Genomic DNA, 24,386 nt, shown 5'->3' with positions numbered 1-24,386 from the left:
GTTTATTTTATTTTTGAACTTTAATAGTTGATTGGTTTTCAAATTGGCTTGTAATTTCTTCAGCAATGTCTAATTCTTTTACATCAGCCATCATCTTATATAAGTTATAGGCGAAAATGAGGTGCGACAGCCACATCAGACTACCTCCGATGGCTCTCCATAACCAGTAAGGCGCCATAAAGGCCACACCATCGATAAATGGCTTGCCTTCTAACCACATAATTCCTTTCAGGGTGGATCCATACATCAATGGTACGGTATACATCAACATTCCGATGAAAGCGAACCAGAAATGGGCTCCAATACTGATTTGGGGTGCCTCTCTTCCAGTAAATCGCGGTACGATGGTATATATGGATGCCCACAAGAAAAAGCTGATAATGCCGTACATGGTTAGGTGGGAATGGGCAACGGTAAAGTCAGTAAAGTGCCAGATCAAGTTGGTTTCGCGGAAGGCTTCGGCGGTACCTTGCATCGATCCGGTGAAATAAAAGATGATGCCGACCAAGAAAAATGGAAGGATATAACTATCGCCCAATTTATACCAGGATCCTTTAAAGGTCATGAGGAAGTTGGTCGTTCCGGCAATAACGGGAATGGCCATACCGGCACTTCCGACAATAGCAACCGTCTGTAACCACCAGGGAATGGAGCTGAACACAAAGTGGTGGCTTCCGATCAGCGTATAGAATAAAATCTGTGTCCAAAACGCAAGAATCCCTAAACTATAGGAATAAATAGGCCTATTGAGTTGCTGTGGAAGGAAATAGTACACGAGGCCTAGACAAAAAAGCATAAACCACATACCGACACCTTGGTGCATGTAATAGCCTTGAATGATTGTCTCTCCGAGGCCATTCTGCCAAAAAGGCAAATAGGCTGCTAGGCTAATCACAATAGTAAAGATTACCGCAGCGACTATATACCAGTTTGATATATAAATTTCCCGAGTTGTCCTTTTTGCAATGGTTTTATAATAATTGATTAGTGTCAAAACCAATGCAATTCCAAACAGCAACATAATAGGCCAGATATATTCCCTATACTCGCCTCCGCTATTGTTAATTCCTGCCATCAGGGAAATGGTTCCCACGAACACACAGACATTGATCAAAACAAGGCTGTACCAGCCTAGTTTTAAGCTATAGAGTTTGGTGTTACTGACCCTTGGGACCACATAATAACCTAAACCGATCATGGCTAGGGATGCCCATCCCCAGAAGACGGCATTGGTATGGACTGGCCTTAACCTCCCGAAGCTAAGCCAGCTAAAACTCTCCATGTCTGGAGCGACGAATTTAAAACCGAGGTATTCACCGATGGTGGTTCCAAATACCAACCAAACGGTTGCCGATATCAAGTACCAGTTGACCATCTTGGATAGGTCCACGTCAAAGTTGGTCCTATCGGTTGATCTTTTCTTTTTGGATACGATCGGGATTCCATGGTTTTCATTAATGGACAATAGCCCTTTGGGATCCACCGCTTGATTGGAACCAGACAGTACATCAGCTTTCAATCTATAATCAGCAGCTTCCTGAAAGGCTAATAGTTCTTTTTCAACCTCAGCTAAAGGCCTGTTTTCCAATTCTTGGACAATTACTTTTGCTTCCTCTCTTTGAGCGTTAATGTTCAACTTAGATAACCTCCGATTGATTCTGACGAACAATAAAACTAGAATGAAAATGGTCGGTATCAAGAGCAACACTAAGGTGATAATAACGCCTGCCTTAGACCAGATGGATTCACTGGTACCATCAATGGAAACAGTCTGCGCTAAGGATTCCAGGGGGAACAAGGATGTTCCAATGAGGAAAAAGGCCAGTAACCAAGATTTCAGCTCCTGCCTGCTCTTTTGCTTGATAATTCGCGCAATTTGGCTGGAGTTCATTTTCTTGAGTGAGTTTTTCCAAAGATTAACATTCCGTTTGGATTTCTCTTTTAAGAGAAAGGTGCTGACCTGTTTAATGCGATCGATCAAAAGGAGAACCACAATGAGGATGGAAAGGAAAACTAGCAGTAGAAAACCTATCCAAAACTCAACCGGACTGATCTTAGAATGGAAAAAAATGGATTGTGTGAGTAAATCTTGGACTGAATTACCGTCCGAAAGGATTAAATTAAGAGTTAAAATAGAATTCATGTTAAATTCGATATGATCTTTGAATTTAGATTAAGCCATATTCTTAAATAAAATGAATTTGAAGAATTCGCGATTTGATGAAAATGTTAGTTTTCAGGAAGTCGTAAAAGTATTGCTGGAATGCAACCTACCCTCGCTTGGATTTATTTGAACAATTCAATGACTTAATTGAACAAAGTTAAGACTTGAATTAATAAAAGACAAATTTATCTTTTATTAATTGCAAAGAAATTTAAACGACACTGTTTATAAATGATTTACAAAAACACCAATCCTATTTTCAGAAGGATTAAGCGGAATTTATTGTTTTGGCTGGGCAAGTTCGCGTCTTATCCTGCTCAAGGATTGCGGGGTGATTTTAAGGTAGGAAGCGATATATTGTTGCGGAACCTGTAAAGCTAGTTGAGGATATCGTTTAACAAATTCAAGGTACTTGGTTTTAGAATTGCCAAAATTTAAAAAATCATTGTCTTTAATCTTATTCAACAATGTGGCTTCTGTAATCGTTTTGAGGAAGATAAAGAAATTGGGGATCTCTTGGCATAATCTTTCTACAACCAACTTATGGATAGCATATATTTCTGTTTCGACCACTGCCTGGAAAGCTTCACTCGCCGGAATACTGGAATAGTAACTTTCCAGATCAACAAAGAATTGATTCTCCTTAAAGAAATACTTGGTGATTTCATTCCCTTCATGATCAGGTTTAAAAATCCTGACGATACCGGATTCAATAAAAGCGATTTCGTGAGCAATCTGTCCTATTTCCAAAAAATAATCGGACGCCGCTAACTGTTTCTGCTTGAAGTTGGAGGCAATGACCTCGATGTCTGCATCAGAGAGTATTGCCCCAAATCTCAATATGGATTTTAACCTTTGCATTTACTTAACGATTCCTAGTTCTATAACACTATTTGCACAATCTAAAATGGCCTTCTCCATCGAATGTCCTTTCCAACCTAATTCCCTTTTGGCTTTGGAAGCATCTACCTTTCTTTTTAAACCCAAATCCAATAATACAGGTTTTAAGGCAGGTTCAAAAATTGACATTATTCTAGCCAAAAAATTAGGGAGGTTGGCGGTACTGATTTTCCTGTCAGGGAAATGGGTTTTTAGGACTTCAGCTAGCTCCTTCATCGACATGTGACCTTCACTTGCCATATATCTATTTCCAGCAGCATTTTCCAGTTCCATCGCATCTACCAATAATTTTGCAACGGAACGCACATCAACTATTTCAAATCCTATTTTTGGCATGGCAGGCATGCTACCTGATAAGATCTTAACGATAATATTGGCGGAGGTACCATAATCCTCCTCCAACACAGGTCCTAACATGGCACCCGGAAGAATGCTTACCAGTTCCATCCCCTTGCCTTCTTCTTTGATAAAGTTCCATGCAGCTTTTTCAGCAATGGTCTTGCTCCTCATATACGGAGCAGTATCCTGTTTATCGCTTTCATCGGTCCAGTGCTCCTCAGTAAAAACCCTGTCCATTTCATCAGTTTGTTTTCCATATACCACTGTGGAAATGGAGGATACCAAAACCACTCTTTTTACATGGTTATGCTTGGCAGCTTGAAGAACATTCAATGTCCCCTCTTTTGCTGGGATGATTAATTCATGCTCATCCTTAGGTAGTTCTCGCGGGAATGGAGAAGCTGCATGGATGACAAAATCCTGATTTTCGCAAGCTTTTAACCATGCTCCTTTATCGAGCAGGTCTGCCTGTACAAAAGATAGGTTATTTATACTCTGGGTATGTTTGGCGATTACGTGCTGTATAGCGTCTGCACGTTTCATGTCCCGTAGAGACCCTGTAACCTGATATCCTCTGTTGAGCAATTCAATAGCTGTATGAGAACCCAAGAAACCGGTCACTCCTGTCAATAATACTTTTGATTTGTTCATGACTTTGAAATTTGATTAATACAAAGTACCTGAACAATCCGATGCCCTCAATTACCAATTGGTAAAAAATGAAAACAGATTAAATAGCTTGCCCAAAGGTAATTAGGTTACTGTCAGGATCGAGGATAGCGAATTCTTTCTGTCCCCAAGGTTTTTCCGTTAAGCTTCCATTAGGATGAATGTTGACGCCACGGTCAATCAATTCTTGGTAAAGCTCTTCGATATGGTTCACACGGATATAAACCTGACCATAATTTTCTTCGGGAACAAGATCCAAAAAGATAAAGAAATGAAGTTCTGCATCATCTTTTTTCAGGATCATATAGCTTTCAAAATTTGCAAAACCAATTTCTTGAAAACCTAATTGCTGAACGTAAAAGTCTTTGGTTACGGTCTTTACGCGCATGGGTAATTTGGGGCAAGCAGCTGTTAACATAATTGAATTATTTAATTGTTAAATTAAGTATAATTTTTGGAGTAGAGAGTTGGCCTTTTCTCTATTTTATCTTCAATATGAATAAATCACCACCCAAATTTCATACCATAATAGTTAATAATTTTACATCAATCGATAATATTTTTAAACATCAAAAAGCATAAGCTATAAAAAATGAGATGGAATAATAATATTTCAAAAAATAGAAATTTTTCTAATTGATTAACTATCAATTATATAATACTACCAACCTCTGATATTCACCTATATTCAATAAGATTTAACATAATTAGACAAAATATATCCAAAATATGTTCGTTTTTGTATCAATTGTATCATTGCCGTTACAATGATATCTCATACTTAAACTTATATTATGTATAAAACACTAACCCATCTATTTTTATGGCTATTTGCTATACAATTATCTTATGGACAGGATCGAACAGTAAAAGGAAACGTTGTTGACGAACAGACGAAATCACCTATAGTCGGCGCGACAGTCCGTTTAGACGCCAGTAAAAAGGCAACTCAAACCGATGATTCCGGAGCTTTCAGTTTAGAAATTCCTGCAGGTGCTGTAAACCTGACCATCAGTGTATTAGGCTATAACACAGTGAAACAGGCTATAACAGCAACAGACTCCGTTATTTCCATTTCCATGACCGCACAGACCGCAAGGATTGATGATGTCGTTGTCACGGCCTTGGGAGTACAGCGAAAATCAAAAAGTTTAACCTACTCTACCCAAACGGTTAAAGGGGAAGACCTGACCAAAGTCAAGGATGCCAATCCGATGAATAACTTGACAGGGAAGGTCTCTGGGATGCAGATCAACCGAAGTTCTTCGGGTATCGGAGGTTCGGTCAATATCGTCCTCCGTGGTTTTAAATCCAACCGGAACAACCAGCCACTTTATGTGATCGATGGTTTGCCGATTACCAATACAGGTGGATCGGGATCTGAAGGAGCTTTTGGTGGCGGGCCAGACCGTGGAGATATCCTGAGTACCCTGAATGCAGATGATATCCTGAGCATCAACGTCTTGAAAGGAGCCTCTGCCTCTGCCCTTTACGGTAGCCAAGGTGCAAATGGTGCCATCATGATCACCACCAAAAAAGGTGCTGAAGGTAATCTGAAAATCGATGTATCCTCAAGCATTACGGCTGACCAAGCTTTCTACCTTCCGAAGTTACAATACCGCTATGGCCAGACAACAGAGGGATCAGAAGAGAGCTGGGGTGAGAAAGGTTCTTTCCAAGATCCTGTAGATGGATTCTATAATACTGGAACAACTTTGATCAATACCGTTTCCTTGAGCGGAGGAACTGAAAAGATGCAGAACTATTTCTCTTATGGCAATACCACCAACAAAGGTATATTGCCAACCAATTCGTTTAATCAGCATTCAGCAACCTTTAGAAATTCCACTAATTTTTTCGATAATAAACTAACCTTCGACGGTAGTATGATGTACTCTAGACAGGATATCCACAACCGTCCAACATCTGGCTTGTACTTTAGCCCGATTGCAGGTCTTTATCTGTTCCCAAGAGGTTTGGATTTTGATAAATACAAAAACAATTATGAGTACCTATCCCCTACGCGGAATCTATACCTGCAGGATTGGTGGAATATCAATGCAGATGCAGGTTTGACGGGTACACACCATTCACAGAATCCATTTTGGGTATTGAACCGCAACCCAACATTCCAATTGCGTGACAATATCATTGCCCAAGGGCAATTGAAATATACCATCAACGATTGGTTATCAGTCAGTGCAAGAGGTACACTGAACAAGCGATGGGATAAATGGGAAAGACATGTCTATGCCGGTACGCAAGGTGTTCTTTCTGGAGAGAAAATAGAAGGTGTTTTAGATGATAATGGTCGATATACCCGTGACCAGACTGAAAGTACCGCTTTATATGGTGATTTACTCTTCATCGGTAACAAAACATTTGCCGAGGATTGGGACCTGAACTTTACAGCTGGAACTTCAATCAATGATACTAGATCCACAGGTTGGAACCTTGATCAGTTAAAACTAGCTGTGGCCAATAAGTTTTTATTGAGCAATATTTACAGGGACGCGCCAATCAATGTATTAAATGAATCCATCAGCAGGCGCCAGTTGCAATCTGTGTTCGCGTCTACCAACTTGGGCTATAAGGACAGGATATTCTTGGATTTAACGGCACGTAACGATTGGGCTTCAACCCTAGCCAATACTCCGCAGGAGAAAAAAGGATACTTCTATTGGTCAGCAGGTTTATCGGCAGTGCTTTCAGACATGATCAAAATGCCAAGTTTTATTACCTACAGTAAATTAAGGTTGACCATGGCGGAAGTAGGAAATGATGTCGGAATTTACAGTACCATCCCGACAAACAGCTTGGCAACCGGTATTTTGAACGCAAATGTTTCAGGACCTTACCAAGGACTACCTTTGCGCCCGGAGATCAGCAGAAGTTATGAAGTGGGCTATGAAGGAAGGTTTTGGAACGACCGCATCAATTTTGATTTGGCCCTTTACAAAACAAACACAAAGGATCAATATTTCTCATACGAAGCCCCAGTTGGACAGGTATTCACGACCGTTTTCCTAAATGCCGGAAATGTACAGAACAAGGGTATTGAAGCAGCCTTGGGTGTTGATGCGATCAAGAAGGATAACTTCAGCTGGAATACGTCTGTGAACTTCACGGCAAACCGCAATAAGATCCTGGAACTGGCACCCAAACTAGGCGAACGTTATTCTGTAGGCGGCAATTTCAATGTGCTTCGTTTAAATGGATCATTTGGAGATTTCTGGGCAAGGACCTTCTTGCGTGATGAGAATGGGGTGATGGTGGTTGATGATACCGGAAGGCCGCAGATTGGACCGGAGGGATATATTGGAAATAACAATCCTAAATCCATAGTTGGCTGGAACAATACCATCAATTACGGAAAATTCGGTTTAAGCTTTACGATAGATGCCCGATTTGGAGGTCAGGTCATCTCAGTGACCGACGGTTATTTGAACTCCTTCGGTGTCAGTGAGGTTAGTGCTGCAGCAAGGGACGCAGGAGGGTTGGATATCCCTGCCGTTAAACTGGACGGTACCCCTTGGTCAGGTAAAATCCCAGCACAGGCCTACTATAGCGCGGTAGGAAACAGAGATGGGATTATCGAAGGCCAGGTGTATGATGCAACAAATATCCGGATGCGTGAGATTTCATTGAGTTATGGTCTTCCTATCAAATGGAAAGGTGTAAAGAGCGCGTCCATATCATTGACAGGCCGAAACTTGTTTTTCTTCCGTAATGACGCACCATACGATCCCGAGCTCAACACCACAACCGGTGTTGGAGGACAGGGCTATGATAGTTTTGCCTTACCTGCTACCCGCAGTTATGGATTGAACCTTAAAGTATCCTTTTAATCAGCAAGAGAAAAGAAATGAAGACATTAAAATCATATTATAAACTGTCAGGAATATTATTGAGCAGCCTTTTCCTGACGATGAGCTGCACCAAAGACTTTACGGAATTAAACACGAACCCTGCTGGGGTAACGGATGAAGAAGCCATGGGAGACTTTGCCTTGGTCGCTTCATTCCTTGCACAAGGACAACGAGCTATTCTTTCTGAAAATGTAGGTGAGTATCAAGTTTCAAACAACTTGACCAGCGATGCCTATGGCGGCTATTTTGGGGCTGAGGCGCCCTTTGTTGGGAATGCCAACAACCTGACCTATAGTTTAGTGCCAGGTTGGTATTCTTCCTTATGGGTTGACCGGTATATCCGAGCGATGAATCCCTTATCGAGAGTAGAGTTACTGACCAGGAACGACGAAAAAATGAAAGACATTTTTGCCTTTGCCAAAATATTGAAAGTGTCTGCCATGCATCGTACCTCCGATAAGGTTGGACCTATCATCTACAGTAAATACAATGCGCCAGATGAGAATGATCAGATCCATTATGACAATCAGCAGGATGCCTATAAAAACTTTTTTAAAGATCTGGATACCGCTACGACAATACTAAAAACTTACAAAGGCAAAGAGGTGTCTGCGGCCATGAAAAAGTCTGACTTGGCTTACACAGATAATAATTACGATCGCTGGTTGCGAATTGCCAACACCCTACGATTAAGACTTGCGCTTCGTATCGCATTCAAGGATGCTGCATTGGCTAAAACTGAAGGTGAAAAAGCCTTGAACCCTGAAAACGGAGGTTTATTGGAAGCCACAGCAGATAACTGCTTTATCAAATTAAGTACGGACCATCCATTGAACATCATTACTACGACATGGAGTGATACACGGATGCATGCCAGCATAGAAACATTTCTGGGCGGTTATAAAGACCCGCGTCTAGGAAAATTGTTCCAACCTGCTACGGACCCAGCGGTCAAAGGACAATTTAAAGGGATCCGTACCGGAATTGACATAGATGCAAAGAGCCGATATGATAACTATTCAAAATTACAGCCATTACCAAATAAGATGCAACTAATGGTATCCTCTGAGAGTTGGTTCTTAAAGGCAGAAGCGGCATTGAGAGGCTGGAGCAATGCAGGCAATGCCAAAACCAACTATGAAACTGGGATTGAAAGATCATTTGAAATGTACGGTTTGAGCGCACAGGCAACAGCTTACAAAAACAATGCTACCGACAAACCTATGCCTTACATCGATCCAAAAGCAATCAAGGCCGGACAGAACGATATCAAGGCTGGCTCTCCATATTTGAGCACCATCAGCATTGCTTGGAATGAAGGCGATAGCAAGGACAGGAAATTGGAAAGGATCATTACACAGAAATGGATTTCCATGTTCCCTGACGGAGATGAAGCTTGGGCAGAGTACCGCCGTTCGGGATATCCGATCTTGTTCCCAGTGGTGGTCAACTACAGTAACAACACGATCCCAACAGTCCCAGGAATAAGAAGGATGCCGTATCCGGAAAGAGAATACAACAGCAATAGTGCAGCAGTAAATGAGGCCGTGAAAATGTTGGGAGGGCCAGACAATGGCGGAACTCGGTTATGGTGGGATGTAGAAAACAAGAAATTATAGTAAATGATTCAGTGGTAATTTCAGGAGCGGAGAGGATTATTCCTTCTCCGCTCTTTTATTTCCGTTCATTATCGAACAAATAATGTCCGAAAATGAACAACTTAAGGACTAATCAAATCACAATTAATTGATTATAACCCAATTGATGCAATGGCAATAAAATTGCAAGCTGTATTCCATATCTATAGAACACAACTGCATCTGCTAAAATCTTAACAATGAATTGGAGCTATATAAAAATTGCTTGGCGAAATATCAGTAAGAAAAAACTTCAGAACATCATCAATTTAATCGGATTGATCTGTGGCATTACTTTTATCATGATCGTCGGTGCCTATATCTGGGATGCAAAGCAGGTGAATGCACATCTAAAAAACAAGGATCAACAATATCTATTGCAGAGTTCATATAAAAAGGAGGGTTTAGGATTAGACATCACCACTTTGGGTGCACTTCCGAAAGCACTGGCTGAGGAGTATCCTCAACTTGTTAAGAATTACTACAGACTCGACGGGCTGACTTGTATTGTGTCCAATGGTACAGATAAGTTTGAAGAAGGGGCAAGTTTGGGCGACCCAAGCTTATTAGCCATGTTTGGATTTGAGCTCCATGCAGGAGATATCAATACAGCATTAAAAGACCCTTTTTCATTGGTCATAACGGAAGCAGCCGCCATGAAATACTTCGGCCGAACCGATGCCCTTGGTGAACAATTATCCATTAGAAACTTCAATGGGGAAAAGCATGATTTTATGGTAACTGGGATAATCAAACCAAGTTATCAAAACTCAGTCCTTGAATTAACCCCTGCCCTACGCAGTGATTTCTTTCTTCCTATCGCTTCTGAGAAATACTTTGGAAGGGACATTGATAATTGGGAAAATCCATACATCATTGGTTTCTTGGAATTACAGCAAAACGTATCTCCAGGGCAGCTCACTACAGCGATAAAAACCTTAGTCAGCAAACATACTGACAAGACTTTTGCAGACAATTATAGTCCGGATCTAAAACCGCTGAAGTCCTATTACCTGGAAAGCAATGATGGAGCTATTCAAAAAATGATTGATATCCTGCTTTACATTGCTGGGTTCATCCTGTTGATGGCAATCATTAATTTCATCAATTTTAATCTCGGTCAAAATATAGGTCGTTTAAAAGAAATTGGGATCAGGAAAATAATGGGAGCCCAATCCAATCAGATAGCTTCTTTATTGCTAACGGAAAATGTAATTCTCCTGTGTTTGATTTTATTGATCTGCCTACCATTGTATATCCTAGCCAAACCACTTTTTGAAAATATATTCATGCGCAGGCTACCGCAATTAACAGAATTGCCCTATTATTTCTATTTGGGTATTTTGTTGTTTTCGATATTGATCGGGTTAATTTCAGGCCTATTCCCTGCTATCAAACTTTCAAGAAACAGCTTGTTAAATTCAGTAAAGCTTCAGTTTGACAAAGTAAAAAACAAACACAGCATTCGAAAAGCTTTGCTGTTCCTTCAATTTACTACAGCAATAGTCATTTTGACTTCCACTATAATCATTGCCAGACAGATCCACTTATTTGTCAATAGCGATTTGGGATATAATAAAGAATATATCCTCACGGTCCAGACGACTCGAGATTGGAGCCCTGAAGGTGTTCGGAAAACCCAAACTATCCAGCAGGAATTGGAAAAGCTGAATGAAATTGAAGATATCAGCTTATCCTATGAAACCCCAAATAATATAGTTGGGAAGGCAGAAATTGCATTGATGGACAAGTCTGATGAACCAATCAATTCTCAAATGATTATTTCAGATTCCAAATTTGCTGACACCTATCAAATCCCGATGCTGGCAGGTCAATTCTTTAGCTCCAACCTGGTAGATTCCATGGCCCCTCAAGAGGTGGTAATCAATCGAAAAGCGATGAATGTTTTAGGGTATGAGCATGCTGATGATATAATCGGCCGGAATTTAAGAATCAATGGATCAAATGACCCGATAAAAGTCGTTGGGATTACTGAAAACTTCATTCCCAACTCCATGCACAATCCAAATACTGCAATTATCTGGCTGAATGTGGCCCAGAATAATTTTTATCGCTATTTCAATATCCGAATGAAACCAGGTTCCATTTCAAATTCTATTCAAAACATTGAGAAGAATTGGCATTTCCTAATGCCCGATGCTCCATTTGAATACCATTTCATGGAAGAAAATATCCGGAAAATGTATGAAACCGAACTGCAGTTGTACAGAGCTTCAATTTCAGCTACAGTTATTACTTTAATTATCGTTTGCTTAGGCATTATCGGTTTGGTCTCCTTATCAATCAGTGCGAGAAGTAAGGAAGTAGGCATGCGAAAAATATTGGGCGCAAAACTATCAGATCTGCTGGTCTTATTTTCAAAAGAATATTACCTGTTGTTTATAGCATCTGTCCTGACGGCAGTTCCTATCAGTTTCTTTATGATGAAGAAATGGTTAACCAATTACGAATTTAGAATTCAGATTTCTGCCTGGAACTACCTATTACCAATCCTTCTGCTTTTGGCATTATTGGCTGGATTAATCCTCTTCATCTTATATAGAAACGGAAGAGGTAATCCTATCCATAGGTTGAAGGAAGATTAATTAATAGATCAATAAAAAAGCCGGCTTGAACCGGCTTTTTTCATATTTCTATACCTTCGGGATTTGATACCCGTTATTGTATTTCGCTGCTAGATAGCCATTCGCTTCTTCATCCGTAAATTTCGCCTTATCCTTATCCCAATAGAGCTTCTTACCAGTTCTGTAGGCAATATTCCCCATTTGGGACAAGATAGCAATATGAGCTCCAGCTTCCACAGGAGCATGTAAGATGCTCTTGTCTTTTGTGCGGATTGCGGTCACAAAGTTCTCCATATGTTTCTCCAAACCATTATCTTTTGAAGGTTGATGTGGAACAGCTTCCATCCTACCTTTCTCCGGAATGACTTCCCAGCCACCTCTATTCACCACCAAGGTACCATTGTTCCCGATAAACGAAACGCCATGATCTTTTCCATAAGGACCTAAATCAATACCTGTCGCTTGTTCCCATTGCAGGTAAAAGTCGTCAAATGCGAATACAGTAGTTAGGGAGTCCGGTGTTTCAGCGGCATCATCTGGATAAGCAAACTTACCGCCTGTTGCCATGATGGAGTTAGGGTTAGACACTTTCATGCCGATCAAGGCAAAGTCCAACATATGCACCCCCCAATCAGTCATCAGGCCACCTGCATAATCCCAGAACCACCTGAAATCAAAATGGAAGCGATTAGGATTGAAAGGCCGCTTTGTTGCCGGTCCTAACCATTTATCATAGTGCACTCCAGCTGGAGGAGCAGAATCTGGCTTTACAGGGATACTCTTCATCCAACCCTGATAAGCCCAAGCCTTGACAGACCTAATTTTCCCTAATTTGCCACTGTGCACAAAGTCCATCGCATCTCTAAAGTGCTGCTGACTACGTTGCCATTGTCCTACCTGTACAATCTTATCGTACTTTTTGTCCGCTGCCAACATCACTTCACACTCTTTGATGGAATTCCCCAAAGGCTTCTCCACGTACACATGCTTACCTGCCTTTACTGCATCGACCATCATCATGCAATGCCAATGATCGGGCGTTCCAACGATGACAGCGTCTACATTAGGATCTTTCAATAGATCCTTATATTCAATATATTTTTTGACCTTGATGTTTTTTTGTTCCAGTTCCGAGGATCTTTTGTTCAGCACATTTTCATCGACATCACATAAAGCAGTACAGGTAACATTATCTATTTTTAATATCGCATTCAGATTGGACCAACCCATGCCGTTTGTACCGATTAAACCTATACGCAAAGGGGTATTCTGATTAGCGAAAGCTTCCGTTCTAAAAAGCAAAGTCGAGGCGGCGAGCACGCCGGCACTCTTGAGAAAATCTTTTCTTTTCATTTATTGTTGTTGTTTTAGGTTTTAAAAAATTAGGTGTGTAATAAAAGTATTATTTACATTTCATCAAGATACAAAAAATCTGAAAAATTTAAGGCTATTTGATTTCAAAGAATTGACTGTTAGTAGTTAAGGATATTTTAGTATATTGTTATAAGCAAAAAAATGTACCCTATGGAAGAAAGTATCCCTTTTAAGCCGATAAACTTGCTTATTGTCGAGGACCAACAGATTATCGTGGATGGCTTGATCATGATCCTCAGCGGACACCCGAAATTTGGCGAAATCAATGCTTGCACAGATACAAAGGAGCTTTTGCATGCCATCGACACCTACAAACCCGATGTCATTTTAATGGACTTCAACATGCCCCATATGGATGGTATGCAATGTATTGAAGTGGTACTGGAAAGCAATCCAGACCAGAAAATACTGATGCTGACTGGTTATGATGACACCGAACTTATTCGTGAAGCGTTACGAAAAGGAGCTTTAGGCTATGTTCTGAAAAACATAGCAAAAGATGAATTGATCAAAGCTATTGTTGCCGTAAATGAAAGGAAGAGACATCTGGACCAACAGGTACAGAACAAGGTCGTTGAAGCATTTTTAATGAATGAGGAGCATAACAAAGTCGAACAAACCACCAATAAAGATGCTTTCAATCTATCGAATCGTGAAATTGAAATCTTGAAATTGATCGCTGAGGGTAAACCGAGCAGCAAGATAGCCGATCAACTCTTTATCAGTGCCAATACCGTAGATACCCACCGAAAAAACATCATGGCAAAATGTGGGGTCAAGAAAATAACAGAACTGATCACCTTTGCCAATAAGAATCAACTTCTTTAGCTTTTGAGAGGCAGGGTAATTGAAAAAAACGAACCTGCATCCAATTTGCTGTCTACTTCAAACTTTCCTCCAATTAACTGGGATCGGGTCAATATACTCTTTAGACCTAACCCTAACGTATTTTCAGGTTCATAAATAAATCCTTTCCCATTATCCTCCAGACTGATGATCAACTCCGATTCATTATCGATCAACTGAATATTGATTTCCGATGGCTGGGCATGCTTTACCATGTTGTTTAGCAACTCTTGGATGATCCTATAGATATGGACTTCCATGCTGGCCGATAGATTTTTGGAATCATATTGCTGGTAAAGGTTGAACTTGATATTCGGGTAGCTCGATTTGATATGGTTGACCAGTTCCTGAATGGCGGATTTCAAGCCCAGTTTACTGAGCGAAATAGGCATCAAATTATGCGAAATGGTCCGGATATCAGCATTGACCCGATCGACATCCTGCATCAATCTTTGGATATCCTCAGCAGCCTTTGGACTATCCAGATGATCCTCAAGATGGGTCAGTTTCATTCGGATGGCTGACAACTGGACTCCAGAGCTGTCGTGCAGTTCTTGGGCTATCCGCTTCCGCTCCTGTTCCACCGTCGCCATCAAGAGCTTGGTGTCTTCTTCCTGCTTCTTACCCAGTTCCATCAACATGGCATTATGCTGCTCATACATCTTCTTCAACCGCAGCATCATCAGGGTAAATACAATCAGGACCTCCCAGACCATAGACCAAAGCATCATGTTCTGAACGTGAATGGTCCATAGAAAAAATGGCACCTTGGAGATCACATCGAGCTCCAAATTGAAATAATACTGCCCAAGTTGCCTGATACTTGTAGTCAGGATCGTATAGGCATGAGGTGCAAAGGCAATCATAAACCAAATCGTTTCGGTCTTGTTCCTTTGCCTGGTCAACAATATTACCAATATGTACAAAATAATCCCACAGGTAATGGAGAACATAACCGTATTCAACTTTTGGATCAGAGAGAATATGGAGTGTGGGATCCATTGATAGAACATCGCAATAATGGTCAGCAGCAAAGAACATAAAACAAAAACCCAGAGTACCTTATCCAATCTCTTAACAAAACGACGGGTGACAAAATATTCCCGAAAAAAACTGACCCCAAAAATCAAATACAGGTTGGTGAAGATATAACTGGAGATATTTTGAACCGATGGATAATCTCCCCACAAATACTTATAGGAGAGTCCTAAATCGGAATAGATATAGCTGGCTCCAAAAAATATATAAAAGAAAAAAGCCCATTGCTTTCTTTCTTTGGTCAATACCAAGGTGATGCCCAAGATAAAAAGGAACGCTGTGGTAATGAAAAAGAAGTAGGAAATGGTTGTCGTTTCTTTTAGGTAATAGGCCTCCCGTTCATGTTTATCCCACAGCAATAAATTGAAATTGATGGCCGAATAGTCGGAATGAACCTTCACAAAGTAATTTCCAATTTCCAATGGTTGCAATTCTATGGAGAATATCAGGTTTTGATGCTTAACCGTACGATTGGCAAAGGGATAACTGGAACCAAGGATCTTGACTAGTACAAAGCGATCTCCAATTTTTTTATACAAGGTCAGCGAATTGAGATTGGGATTGGTAAACTCTAAATATAGGTTTCTGGCAACAGAATCCTGATTAGCCAGATTTACCCGTACCCATAGGTTACCATCTACTTTTCCAAAATTATAGATGGGCTCCTGAAAGGGTTGAAATTGATTCTCAGCAGGAAGGCTATCGCTTGCAGTGTTATCATAGTAGTAGGCTGTAGAAGTGGAAATATTGAGGTGCTCGGTCGTATCAGGTAACAAAATGGTCTGCGCTTCCAATCGACTGGAAAACAAACTGAGGAGCAGACTAACTGCCAGTGTCAATATCAAACCATGCAGCTTCATTATCCTAATTTACAGTTTAATCCTGTAGAAAACCTAGCTAAAGCACTATAAAATAAGGCTATCCGACCGAATATCACCTTTTCAGGTTAGTGAAATACACCAAAAAAGGGATTTGGTTAAAATCCTCTTTTTGGATGTTTTATGCGGTCGAAATTTGTCGTCACTTTGAGTTAACAAATCAGAAAGGAGAAAAATATGAAAACCTTAAAAATAAAATCGCTCTTATTCGGCCTTGCTTTGATTGGCTTAAATTATCTTCAAAGTTCTTGTAGCCGCTATTACTATCAGCCCAATGCAGTGAATGCTCCAATGATGAAAGAAAAAGGAGATTTAAAAATTGGGATATCAGGAACCACAAGCTCTGAGGATCTGAACGGTACCAATACCAGTTCATCCATTATCAATCTGCAAACAGCCTACTCACCCATCAAACATTTAGGTGTGATGGTCAATTACTCCAATTACAATTACAACTTTAATGAGGAAGATCCATCAATAGGAAATGTGGATGCCCATGCGGGGCTATTTGAAGGAGGCATCGGTGGTTATTATCCCATTATTGCCCGTGAAAACGGATTTGGTCTGATTGCCGATACTTATGTTGGATACGGCGGAGGTAAACTGAGCAGTGATGTGAACATGAATTTTAACCGGACCTTTATCCAACCAGGTATAAACCTTACTTTTCCATATTTTGATGTAGGTCTAGCGACTAGGATTTCAGGTATCAAATATAGTAATTTTGACGCCAATGGCATGACCCCTGAATATATCACCGAACATAAATTGGACAATATCACAGATAAAAGACATTATTTCTTTGAACCGGCATTTACCTTAAGGGCAGGATATAAATTTGTCAAGGCAGAATTGCAGGTCGTGGGAAGTACCCCAATGAGTGAGATTGATTGGGAAAGCAAAGGAACGGTTGTCACCTTCGGGATCCATTTCTCCTTGATGGATGCTATAAAATTTGCAAAAGATAGATAGTGAATCATCCAAAAATAACGGAGCAAATGTTTGCTCCGTTATTTTTATTTAAGCACCCACTTTAAGGATTTCTTTATCTTTTCATACTCCGCTTCAACAGCCTTATTCCATTCTTCAGCAGAAGTTACCTTTCCAGCTCGATTCCAAACCGCACCATTATAATACACAAAATCTTCATCGTTCCTAGCCTTGCTTGATAGCAAGAATTGCTCAGGCCTTCCGGAATCTAAAATGACCTTTTGCTTTGGGATGATGACCGCTATTCCGATCTGTCCATTATTTGCAATTTCCGGCTCCCAATAGGCCAATGTTTCATTTTTTTGCCCAACTGCAATTTTTGGCTGATCTTCTTTCCGTTTAGCAACCCCGATCGCAATTGCAGTGTTACTGGCTTTACTATTTTGAACCTGCAACACTATTTTATTGAAATTACTGCCCGCATCCAAGCTTATTATCTTATTCAATTTCACTTCCTGCCCGTCCAACTCCTCCGGATCATACTCCAATTTAAAGGTGGTCCTTAAGGGTCCGTTATCCAAGATCTGGTATCGACGATAATGCTTTGTAAATTTCAAACCTTTATGGGAAAGTAAAGCTACATCTCCTGCACCAAGCGTTTGCCCAACGGTATAATAATCCATTCCTTCCCCGTTATCCTGATGGTAGTTTTCTACCTTATACCATTTATTTATGATCAATTTATCGGTTCTCTTCGCCCAATAGTCCATCCCTTGACCATCATCTTTTCTGCCTTCCAATGCCTTTCCATATAAGCGGAAAGCCACGACATCATTTTCCCAAGCAAAATCATCAAAACGTTCAGGCACATAGCGAGCAAAGGTTTTTGGTTCTATCCCAGTTCCTGCTTGTTTGTCTAGCTTATATTTTATGGTAGTCAGGGCAGGAAGCTCCACTTGGATCAGTACATTCACAGGAATGTCAGCACCCAACCTTTCTAATTGAAAGGGAACATGCTGATTTCTTTCATCGAGAATACTAAAGACCGTATCGACCTTAAAATGTTCCTTAAATTTTTGAAATGGAATGGAAATCAGTTCTTTTCTAGGATGCTTACTTGGATTTTTCACCTCAATATATTGGGCATGGCTAATTGCCAAACAGTGTATTATGATTAGGCAAGTCAATAGGAATCTCTTCATAGCTACTAATTTCAGAAAATGAATCTATCGAAAAAAGAGATATTTTACCCCAACCCTCCTCAAATCGCCTGAATGCTTTTGATATTTACGCCATTGAAGCACCCATCTTGACAATTGCCCTCAACATAACCAGCTAAGGAAATCATACCGTTGTTTTTAGTTTCAAAATACAGCTTTGCATTTTTACGCTTGATTATCCAATCCGTTTCTGCTAATTTATAAATTTCATCTAGGGTCCTGATTTGGGATGCATACCCTACTTTAGCACCTAATTTCCCAAGATTATTTTCGTTTTCGGTCCACTGTAAGAATTCAAGAAGTGTTATACCCTCCTTTTTTAATTGTTTCTCAAATTCTTTCCCCTTTTTCTTAAGGATCTCATCTAGCTCATTCGATGTCCAGCCATTTGCCGGCAATTGCACAGATTCAAACGCAGTAAAATAAAACTCGCGTTTTACAACCTTTCCAGACTTAATCGTCAGCTTTGTCTCCCAAGAATATCCAAAATATGAATTCCCCGTAACAATGTAAAAGTAGCTGTTGTTGCTGTTCGCTTTAAACTTCTGAAAAACATCATAACTGTCCTTAAATTCAGATTCATATTTAAGATCTGACTTCTCACAGGATAAAAATAAAAAAGGAATCAGCAAGGAAATAATAATTGATTTAATTCGCATAACTTTAAATTTTTAGGTGTATAAACATTAGTTTTAAACTAAAACGAAAGACCGATAGATTTTGCCACAGGGAATCAAAAAAACTACCCCAAGTTGAGGTCTTTTGATTTCTGGATTTTTATTAGGGGAAGAAGTAAATTGAATCACATTCTATTGGGACGGAAATACTCTCTACTAAATACTACGCAAGGGTGGCAGGATTGCTTCAGCCCCACAGGCCCCAAACTCTAACCCTGAAGCTCCTTCGGATCGAACCACGGTTCGAATCTGCCACACCCGAACACAAAAAAAGCCCGACCTAAGTCGAGCTTTTTTGTGTCGGGGTGGCAGGATTCGAACCTACGACCTCCACATCCCAAATGTGGCGCGATACCGGGCTACGCTACACCCCGAAAAGGTATCACCTTTGATTTTGTGTGGCACAAATATAAGGGGATATTTTTTAAATCCAATACCTTAAATAATTTTTCTGTGTAACCCATTGACTATTTGATGGATATTTTTAAAATCCATCGTAAAAAGCAGATAAAAAGACTATTTTAAGGTCACATCCAAATACACTGAATGACGGCCATACGTATCATAGAACGGTTTATAAACCACGCCGTCAATCTGGAATTCCAATTTCTCAGGATTGCCACTGATGGATTTCCCTAAATCCTTTGCGTCTAAGGTTACCTTCCTCCACTCCTTTTGAGGTTCGGTTTCTTGTGCCGCCAATAGAATTGGACCATAGAATAAACTCGCAATATTGGGTTGATCCATGACCGGATCCAAATGGAAGTCAAATGGCATGGTCAATTCTATGTTATCGCCATTTTTCCAGTCCCTTTCAATTGCAAGATAAGTACCTGGCTTAGCTTCCACTTTTTGATCTTGACCGTTAATCTTCACAAAGAATCCTTTTGTTGCCCAATTAGGTACACGAACTTTTACTGCAAACTTGCCATTTCCCTTGATGTCCAAGCGGGTGCTATTTTGTTTAGGATAGCTGGTAGTCTGCGTTATAGTGATCCCTTTCTCCTCCCAGTTCAGGGTAGATGGAATAAACAGATTCACATAAAGTGCATTATTGTCCTTACTTCTAAAATAGATCGTATTCTGCAATTTTGTACTGCTTTCGATTGCGGTACCATTACAACAGGTAAATCCTTTCATGTCGGGGTTACCAAATTGCTTGTTTGCTCCCGGTCTCAAGGATACGTGATAGGTATTTGCAGGGCTGTTTTCAGCTACTGAAGCCAAGATATGGTTATAGAGCCCTCTTTCATAATAATCCATGAGTTCTGCGCGCTGATCGAAGCGGAACAGATCACTGGTTAATTTCAACATGTTGTAGGTAGCACAGGTTTCATTCTGCCCACCAGCTGAAAAACCATTCTCATATAGTGTAGCTGGCTGGCTGATAAAGCACTCTGCATTTGCAGGGTTTCTTGCTCCTGCCACACCACCAATGCTGTACATATAGTCATTGACGGCCTTGTACCAAAAGTTATCCGCAATCTTGAAATAATTCGGATCATTGGAAGCTTTGTACATTTCAATACTTCCTACAATCTGAGGAATATGCTGGTTGGCATGCAAACCACGAAAGGTATCCACGTTCTTTGCCAAGCCATGTGAATGTTCAGGATCACCATAGAACATCTTGATATTATCGAATAACTGAGCCGTAGCAAGGAAATGAGGGTTCTTAGTGATCTCATACAACCTCGCCATGGATTCATTCATCCCTCCAAACTCACCTGCGATATAGGTGTTCCACATTTTGATCAGGTTATCCTTCGGAATCTTATTCAAGCGTTTATAAACCCACTCGCCCATTCCTTCGGCTACCTGAAGCGCTTTTTTATTTCCAGAAACCTGATGGATATCAATAAGTCCAGCCAATATCTTGTGCAGGGTATAATAGGGTGCCCAAACCTGGGTAACCTTGGTGCCATAAGTAGCTCCATTCTCCAGCATGATGAATTGATCCGGTGGATAGGCACTGATAAATCCTTCGCCCCAGTTCCAATAATCGGTACGGATACCAGCTTCTGTTAAATCAGAATCAAAAGCGGTTTTGCCAGGACCAACAGGTATGGCAGTGGGGTCTGAAACATGTTCACCTCCATTGCTTTTAGCTTTTCCAGACAACTGTGCTAAATCATACAAAGTATTCACCATGTAGTCCATTTTTTGGGCAAAGTTATCCTGTAGAGTCTTATCATAGGCCGTACTCGCATAGGCCTGAGCAATAGCAGTCAAATAGTGTCCGGTGGCATGTCCGCGGAGTTTGGTATCCTGACTGTCCCACACCCCTAAAGGAATGGCTCCAGCAGGCTGTTTCTGGCCAAAGGCATGGCGAAACATGTACAAGAAAGAGTTTGGGTCGGTCTTGGCTAAAGTATTGACGAACTTATCACGGTTTTCGATAAATTTAGTTTCTTCATTATGGCTATCCGCATTCAAGGATACCTGGCTCAGTTCAAAAGGCAATAGTTTCTCGGATGGGGTCTTGCTGTCAGCAAAGCCCTTCACCGTTACAAAAGCTTTCGGTTGTAAGTCTGTTCCTGGGATCCGCCCAGTTACCACATATTCTCCGGCTTTCAATACCGCATCGTTATCAATATCTGCTGGCCATAGAACACGAACCTTCGGTCCTTGAAAACCTTCTTTATACTCACCCTCCACGAAAGAAGGCAATCGAGGAAGCTCACCCAATGCAGTCTCTACGTTAACGTCCGAAACTTTAAGCAAATACTGGTTATAAAGCTGTGCTTTTGTCAATTCATAGGTCGGAAGATTATCTTCTGCCTTTCCCATTGTTTTCTTGTCCTCACGAACGGCATTCTGACCGTTAAAATAGATTCCCGAAACCTGTTTTTTGGTCAGGGCAACTCTATAGATTCGGAAATCATGAACTAACGCATTTAAAGTAGACCCATCAGCTGACAAGGATTTCCCGATATTGAACTTTCCAGAGGGTTCAAACAACTTGGCAATCTCTTTAGGGATTTCATTGCCTTCGGCGACCTGTTTTCCATCTACATAAGTAATGATGTTTTTCGAAAATACATCGACTACAATTGCAACATGTAGCCACTTATTCAATGCAGGCACTGCTGCAATGGCTCCGCCTTTATTTTCTCCTTGCTCGGTGATCAATGCCTGAAAACCCTTTTGAGAGGAAGTTCCAAAAGGTGCAGCAAAGAAATGTTGGTTATTATCCTTTCCAAAGTCAAAGATATACTGTCCTGTTCCGTCCGATTTCAAGGAAAGCCAAACCGAAATACTTAAGGACTCCAAGCCGTTTAAGGTCCCAGCAGGCAAGGTCAGATAATCATCCTTTCCTCCAGAAAGTGAAAGCACATTGCCGAACTTTTCATCTTTAATGAATTTGGGCTGGTTGTTTTTCGAATTGGCATGCAAGCCATTCCTTGACCAATCCTTGAGACTACCATCAAACACATACCGTGCGATCATGCCAGTTTCACCGATTCCATCCAATATCTGATCCCCCGACTCTTGAGCTACCAACAGGTTAACTCCGCCAATCCAAACGATCAACAACCCAAATATCTTTGCCATGCTATTTGTAAGACCCATAAAAATTCTTGAATACTTAAATAAATAATGTTTTCCTGATCTAGATTTCTCAGATTTTAAAGTTGGAAAAAAACTTCCTATATCTTCAATCCCTTTTTAGCCAGTATTTACAGGATTTTAACTTCCGTAAAAAACAAAAGAGCCATCCGCTGATGGCTCTTTCTAGGTTTAGGTTTTTGTTTAACAATAATTAAAATTTTCCAGTTCTTTTATCCCACCACATCTGTTCACCCCAAACAAAATCTTTCAGTTTTTCTGCTTCTTTATTTACATTGGCTGCATTATAAAGGTATTCATTGTTTGGATATGGTAATCGGAATGGCTGATCGTTATGCGCTTTGCCATAAATAGAGTTCAATGAAGGGTAATTGGTAGACGGAATACCGGTACGACGGTACAGGGTCCATGCTTCGAAATTATTCTTGAACAAGGCTACCCACATATCCCAATAGATACGGTCTTTCGTATTATTCCATTTTCCTTTGCCAGCCAAATATTTCACGATATCAGCTTCTGCAATCTGGTTGTCTTCCATAGAAATCCTGACTGCTTTTTCATAAGCCTGTTGAGCGGTCATTTTAACATTATAACCAAGCATCGCAGCTTCAGCTAGGATATAAAAAGTCTCAGAAGATTTATAGAATGGCGTAAATCCAACAGGATCGTTCATGTATTTATCACCAATGAATGAAATGGAAGTTAAGGGAGTAGGTCCGCTTTTCGCTCCATTTTGATAGCCACGATAAACTCCATCGGAGGTTTTGTTTGCTACTTTGGCAATCCTTGGATCTTCTGTTTCCAATAAATGATCGATAAAAATATCAGCCATCCCAAAATTGTCTATACGCTTGCCTACGATACCGTTGTTATACCAAGGCTCGTAATATGGAGCTGCTCCAGGATATTTAAGGTAACAGTTCTCGGCATTGGTTTCCAAAACAGGGTATTTGGTTGAATTGCCTGCAATCTCTTCAATGGTCGATTTGGCTAATGCTGGAGCAACCCCCGAAATACGCATGGCAAGGCGAAGACGAAGGGAATTACAGAACTTCTGCCATTTTTCCATATCACCTTCATAGATGAAATCGCCGGCACCCAGCTCATCTGTCCCTAATCCTGCCGCCATTTCATCAGCAATGGTTTTTAAGTCCTGCAAAATCTTAGGATAAATATCCTCTTGCTTATCATAGGCAGCCTTTAGGATATTGCCCTTATCTTCCGCCCCTTTCAAGGCCTCTGAATAGGGAACATTACGCCATCCATCGGTCAAATAGGACCACATATAATTTTGCCAAATACGGGACACAAAACGGATGTTTTTAAAACCATCCGGACTTGCATCGGTTAATTTCATCAGTTCCTGCAACTGCGTGTTGTTATAATAACATGCCGCCCATCTATTTCCGAAGGTATTATTGGTAGGGACCAATCCCCCCATATAGTCCATATACTGGATCTTCACGATATAACCTGCAAAAGTACCGTAGCCATCCACATCACCCCCAAAAGATTCACCGGTATTGCGCAATACATTGGCCAAGATATTGGTTGGCGGCACCTCGGTCAGCGCATCAGGATCAGTGTTGACTTCTTCAAAAGATTTGGTACAACTTGATGTTGCCAGCCCTATCATCAAAAAGCAAGCAATTGTATATCTATTAAATTTAATTCTCATGATTTCTGTTTT

15 protein-coding genes and 1 tRNA gene are annotated in these 24,386 nt (G+C 40.6%); 5 read left to right on the top strand and 11 right to left on the bottom strand.

Annotated features, from left to right (window positions below; translation table 11 throughout):
• Positions 1-7: 7 nt before the first annotated feature.
• The 4 genes from NLF99_RS17070 to NLF99_RS17055 form a co-directional block, all read right to left on the bottom strand.
• Entirely contained in the window at positions 8-2,143 is a 2,136-nt protein-coding gene (locus tag NLF99_RS17070) for a cbb3-type cytochrome c oxidase subunit I (RefSeq protein WP_254529715.1), read from the bottom strand.
• 300 nt (positions 2,144-2,443) lie between these two features.
• The gene (locus NLF99_RS17065; protein ID WP_254529713.1) at positions 2,444-3,025 is read right to left on the bottom strand and encodes a Crp/Fnr family transcriptional regulator; all 582 of its coding nucleotides are present in this window, start codon (positions 3,023-3,025) and stop codon (positions 2,444-2,446) included.
• Positions 3,026-4,054: an aldehyde reductase gene (locus NLF99_RS17060; RefSeq protein WP_254529711.1), complete on the bottom strand. Its 1,029-nt coding sequence runs from the start codon at positions 4,052-4,054 to the stop codon at positions 3,026-3,028. It abuts the gene before it with no gap.
• A gap of 79 nt (positions 4,055-4,133) precedes the next feature.
• A complete protein-coding gene (locus NLF99_RS17055; RefSeq protein WP_185218263.1) occupies positions 4,134-4,490 on the bottom strand; it encodes a VOC family protein in 357 nt (118 codons plus the stop codon).
• Positions 4,491-4,866: 376 nt separating this feature from the next.
• On the opposite strand from NLF99_RS17055, the gene NLF99_RS17050 reads away from it, so the two are divergent.
• From NLF99_RS17050 to NLF99_RS17040, 3 genes are all read left to right on the top strand, one after another.
• A complete protein-coding gene (locus NLF99_RS17050; protein WP_185218264.1) occupies positions 4,867-7,920 on the top strand; it encodes a SusC/RagA family TonB-linked outer membrane protein in 3,054 nt (1,017 codons plus the stop codon).
• Positions 7,921-7,937: 17 nt separating this feature from the next.
• Positions 7,938-9,560 (top strand): SusD/RagB family nutrient-binding outer membrane lipoprotein, encoded by a 1,623-nt coding sequence (locus NLF99_RS17045; RefSeq protein ID WP_185210606.1) that lies wholly within the window; start codon positions 7,938-7,940, stop codon positions 9,558-9,560.
• 218 nt (positions 9,561-9,778) lie between these two features.
• Positions 9,779-12,184 (top strand): ABC transporter permease, encoded by a 2,406-nt coding sequence (locus NLF99_RS17040; RefSeq protein WP_254529709.1) that lies wholly within the window; start codon positions 9,779-9,781, stop codon positions 12,182-12,184.
• A gap of 48 nt (positions 12,185-12,232) precedes the next feature.
• Here the strand turns inward: NLF99_RS17040 and NLF99_RS17035 are convergent, their stop codons facing one another.
• Positions 12,233-13,516, bottom strand: a complete 1,284-nt coding sequence (locus NLF99_RS17035) for a Gfo/Idh/MocA family protein (RefSeq protein ID WP_185218267.1) — start codon at positions 13,514-13,516, stop codon at positions 12,233-12,235.
• Positions 13,517-13,687: 171 nt separating this feature from the next.
• Here NLF99_RS17035 and NLF99_RS17030 point away from each other — a divergent pair, with 171 nt between their 5' ends.
• Complete coding sequence (locus NLF99_RS17030) at positions 13,688-14,365, top strand: response regulator transcription factor (RefSeq protein ID WP_254529707.1); 678 nt, start codon at positions 13,688-13,690, stop codon at positions 14,363-14,365.
• Here the strand turns inward: NLF99_RS17030 and NLF99_RS17025 are convergent.
• On the bottom strand, positions 14,362-16,281 hold the full coding sequence (locus tag NLF99_RS17025; protein WP_254529705.1) for a 7TM-DISM domain-containing protein: 1,920 nt from the start codon (positions 16,279-16,281) through the stop codon (positions 14,362-14,364). The two genes, NLF99_RS17030 and NLF99_RS17025, sit on opposite strands and share 4 nt — an antisense overlap.
• 195 nt (positions 16,282-16,476) lie before the next feature.
• On the opposite strand from NLF99_RS17025, the gene NLF99_RS17020 reads away from it, so the two are divergent.
• A complete protein-coding gene (locus NLF99_RS17020) occupies positions 16,477-17,271 on the top strand; it encodes a hypothetical protein (RefSeq protein WP_254529703.1) in 795 nt (264 codons plus the stop codon).
• A gap of 44 nt (positions 17,272-17,315) precedes the next feature.
• Here NLF99_RS17020 and NLF99_RS17015 read toward each other — a convergent pair whose 3' ends face one another.
• The 5 genes from NLF99_RS17015 to NLF99_RS16995 form a co-directional block, all read right to left on the bottom strand.
• On the bottom strand, positions 17,316-18,431 hold the full coding sequence (locus NLF99_RS17015) for a DUF4861 family protein (protein ID WP_254529701.1): 1,116 nt from the start codon (positions 18,429-18,431) through the stop codon (positions 17,316-17,318).
• 59 nt (positions 18,432-18,490) lie between these two features.
• Positions 18,491-19,108 (bottom strand): hypothetical protein, encoded by a 618-nt coding sequence (locus NLF99_RS17010; RefSeq protein ID WP_254529699.1) that lies wholly within the window; start codon positions 19,106-19,108, stop codon positions 18,491-18,493.
• Positions 19,109-19,426: 318 nt separating this feature from the next.
• Positions 19,427-19,500 (bottom strand) — tRNA-Pro (locus tag NLF99_RS17005).
• A 142-nt stretch (positions 19,501-19,642) separates the two neighbouring features.
• Positions 19,643-22,681, bottom strand: coding sequence for a beta-L-arabinofuranosidase domain-containing protein (locus tag NLF99_RS17000; RefSeq protein WP_254529697.1), 3,039 nt, complete (start codon positions 22,679-22,681; stop codon positions 19,643-19,645).
• Between the two features lie 208 nt (positions 22,682-22,889).
• Positions 22,890-24,374 carry a SusD/RagB family nutrient-binding outer membrane lipoprotein gene (locus tag NLF99_RS16995; protein WP_237219441.1) on the bottom strand — a complete coding sequence of 495 codons (1,485 nt, stop codon included), beginning with the start codon at positions 24,372-24,374 and terminating at the stop codon, positions 22,890-22,892.
• Positions 24,375-24,386 lie beyond the last annotated feature (12 nt).

The organism is Sphingobacterium sp. LZ11T8 (assembly GCF_024261425.1).
Lineage (GTDB): Bacteria > Bacteroidota > Bacteroidia > Sphingobacteriales > Sphingobacteriaceae > Sphingobacterium.
Note: the sequence above shows the minus strand (reverse complement) of the source record. Positions and strands in the feature narration are given on the sequence as shown.

Bases quoted from the DNA above. Each gene is read 5' to 3' on its own strand.
- NLF99_RS17065 (WP_254529713.1), bottom strand. From the start codon at position 3,025: ATGCAAAGGTTAAAATCCATATTGAGATTTGGGGCAATACTCTCTGAT.
- NLF99_RS17040 (WP_254529709.1), top strand. From the start codon at position 9,779: ATGAATTGGAGCTATATAAAAATTGCTTGGCGAAATATCAGTAAGAAA.
- NLF99_RS17060 (WP_254529711.1), bottom strand. From the start codon at position 4,054: ATGAACAAATCAAAAGTATTATTGACAGGAGTGACCGGTTTCTTGGGT.
- NLF99_RS17015 (WP_254529701.1), bottom strand. From the start codon at position 18,431: ATGAAGAGATTCCTATTGACTTGCCTAATCATAATACACTGTTTGGCA.
- NLF99_RS17045 (WP_185210606.1), top strand. From the start codon at position 7,938: ATGAAGACATTAAAATCATATTATAAACTGTCAGGAATATTATTGAGC.
- NLF99_RS17055 (WP_185218263.1), bottom strand. From the start codon at position 4,490: ATGTTAACAGCTGCTTGCCCCAAATTACCCATGCGCGTAAAGACCGTA.
- NLF99_RS17025 (WP_254529705.1), bottom strand. From the start codon at position 16,281: ATGAAGCTGCATGGTTTGATATTGACACTGGCAGTTAGTCTGCTCCTC.
- NLF99_RS17050 (WP_185218264.1), top strand. From the start codon at position 4,867: ATGTATAAAACACTAACCCATCTATTTTTATGGCTATTTGCTATACAA.
- NLF99_RS17035 (WP_185218267.1), bottom strand. From the start codon at position 13,516: ATGAAAAGAAAAGATTTTCTCAAGAGTGCCGGCGTGCTCGCCGCCTCG.
- NLF99_RS16995 (WP_237219441.1), bottom strand. From the start codon at position 24,374: ATGAGAATTAAATTTAATAGATATACAATTGCTTGCTTTTTGATGATA.
- NLF99_RS17030 (WP_254529707.1), top strand. From the start codon at position 13,688: ATGGAAGAAAGTATCCCTTTTAAGCCGATAAACTTGCTTATTGTCGAG.
- NLF99_RS17020 (WP_254529703.1), top strand. From the start codon at position 16,477: ATGAAAACCTTAAAAATAAAATCGCTCTTATTCGGCCTTGCTTTGATT.
- NLF99_RS17010 (WP_254529699.1), bottom strand. From the start codon at position 19,108: ATGCGAATTAAATCAATTATTATTTCCTTGCTGATTCCTTTTTTATTT.
- NLF99_RS17000 (WP_254529697.1), bottom strand. From the start codon at position 22,681: ATGGCAAAGATATTTGGGTTGTTGATCGTTTGGATTGGCGGAGTTAAC.
- NLF99_RS17070 (WP_254529715.1), bottom strand. From the start codon at position 2,143: ATGAATTCTATTTTAACTCTTAATTTAATCCTTTCGGACGGTAATTCA.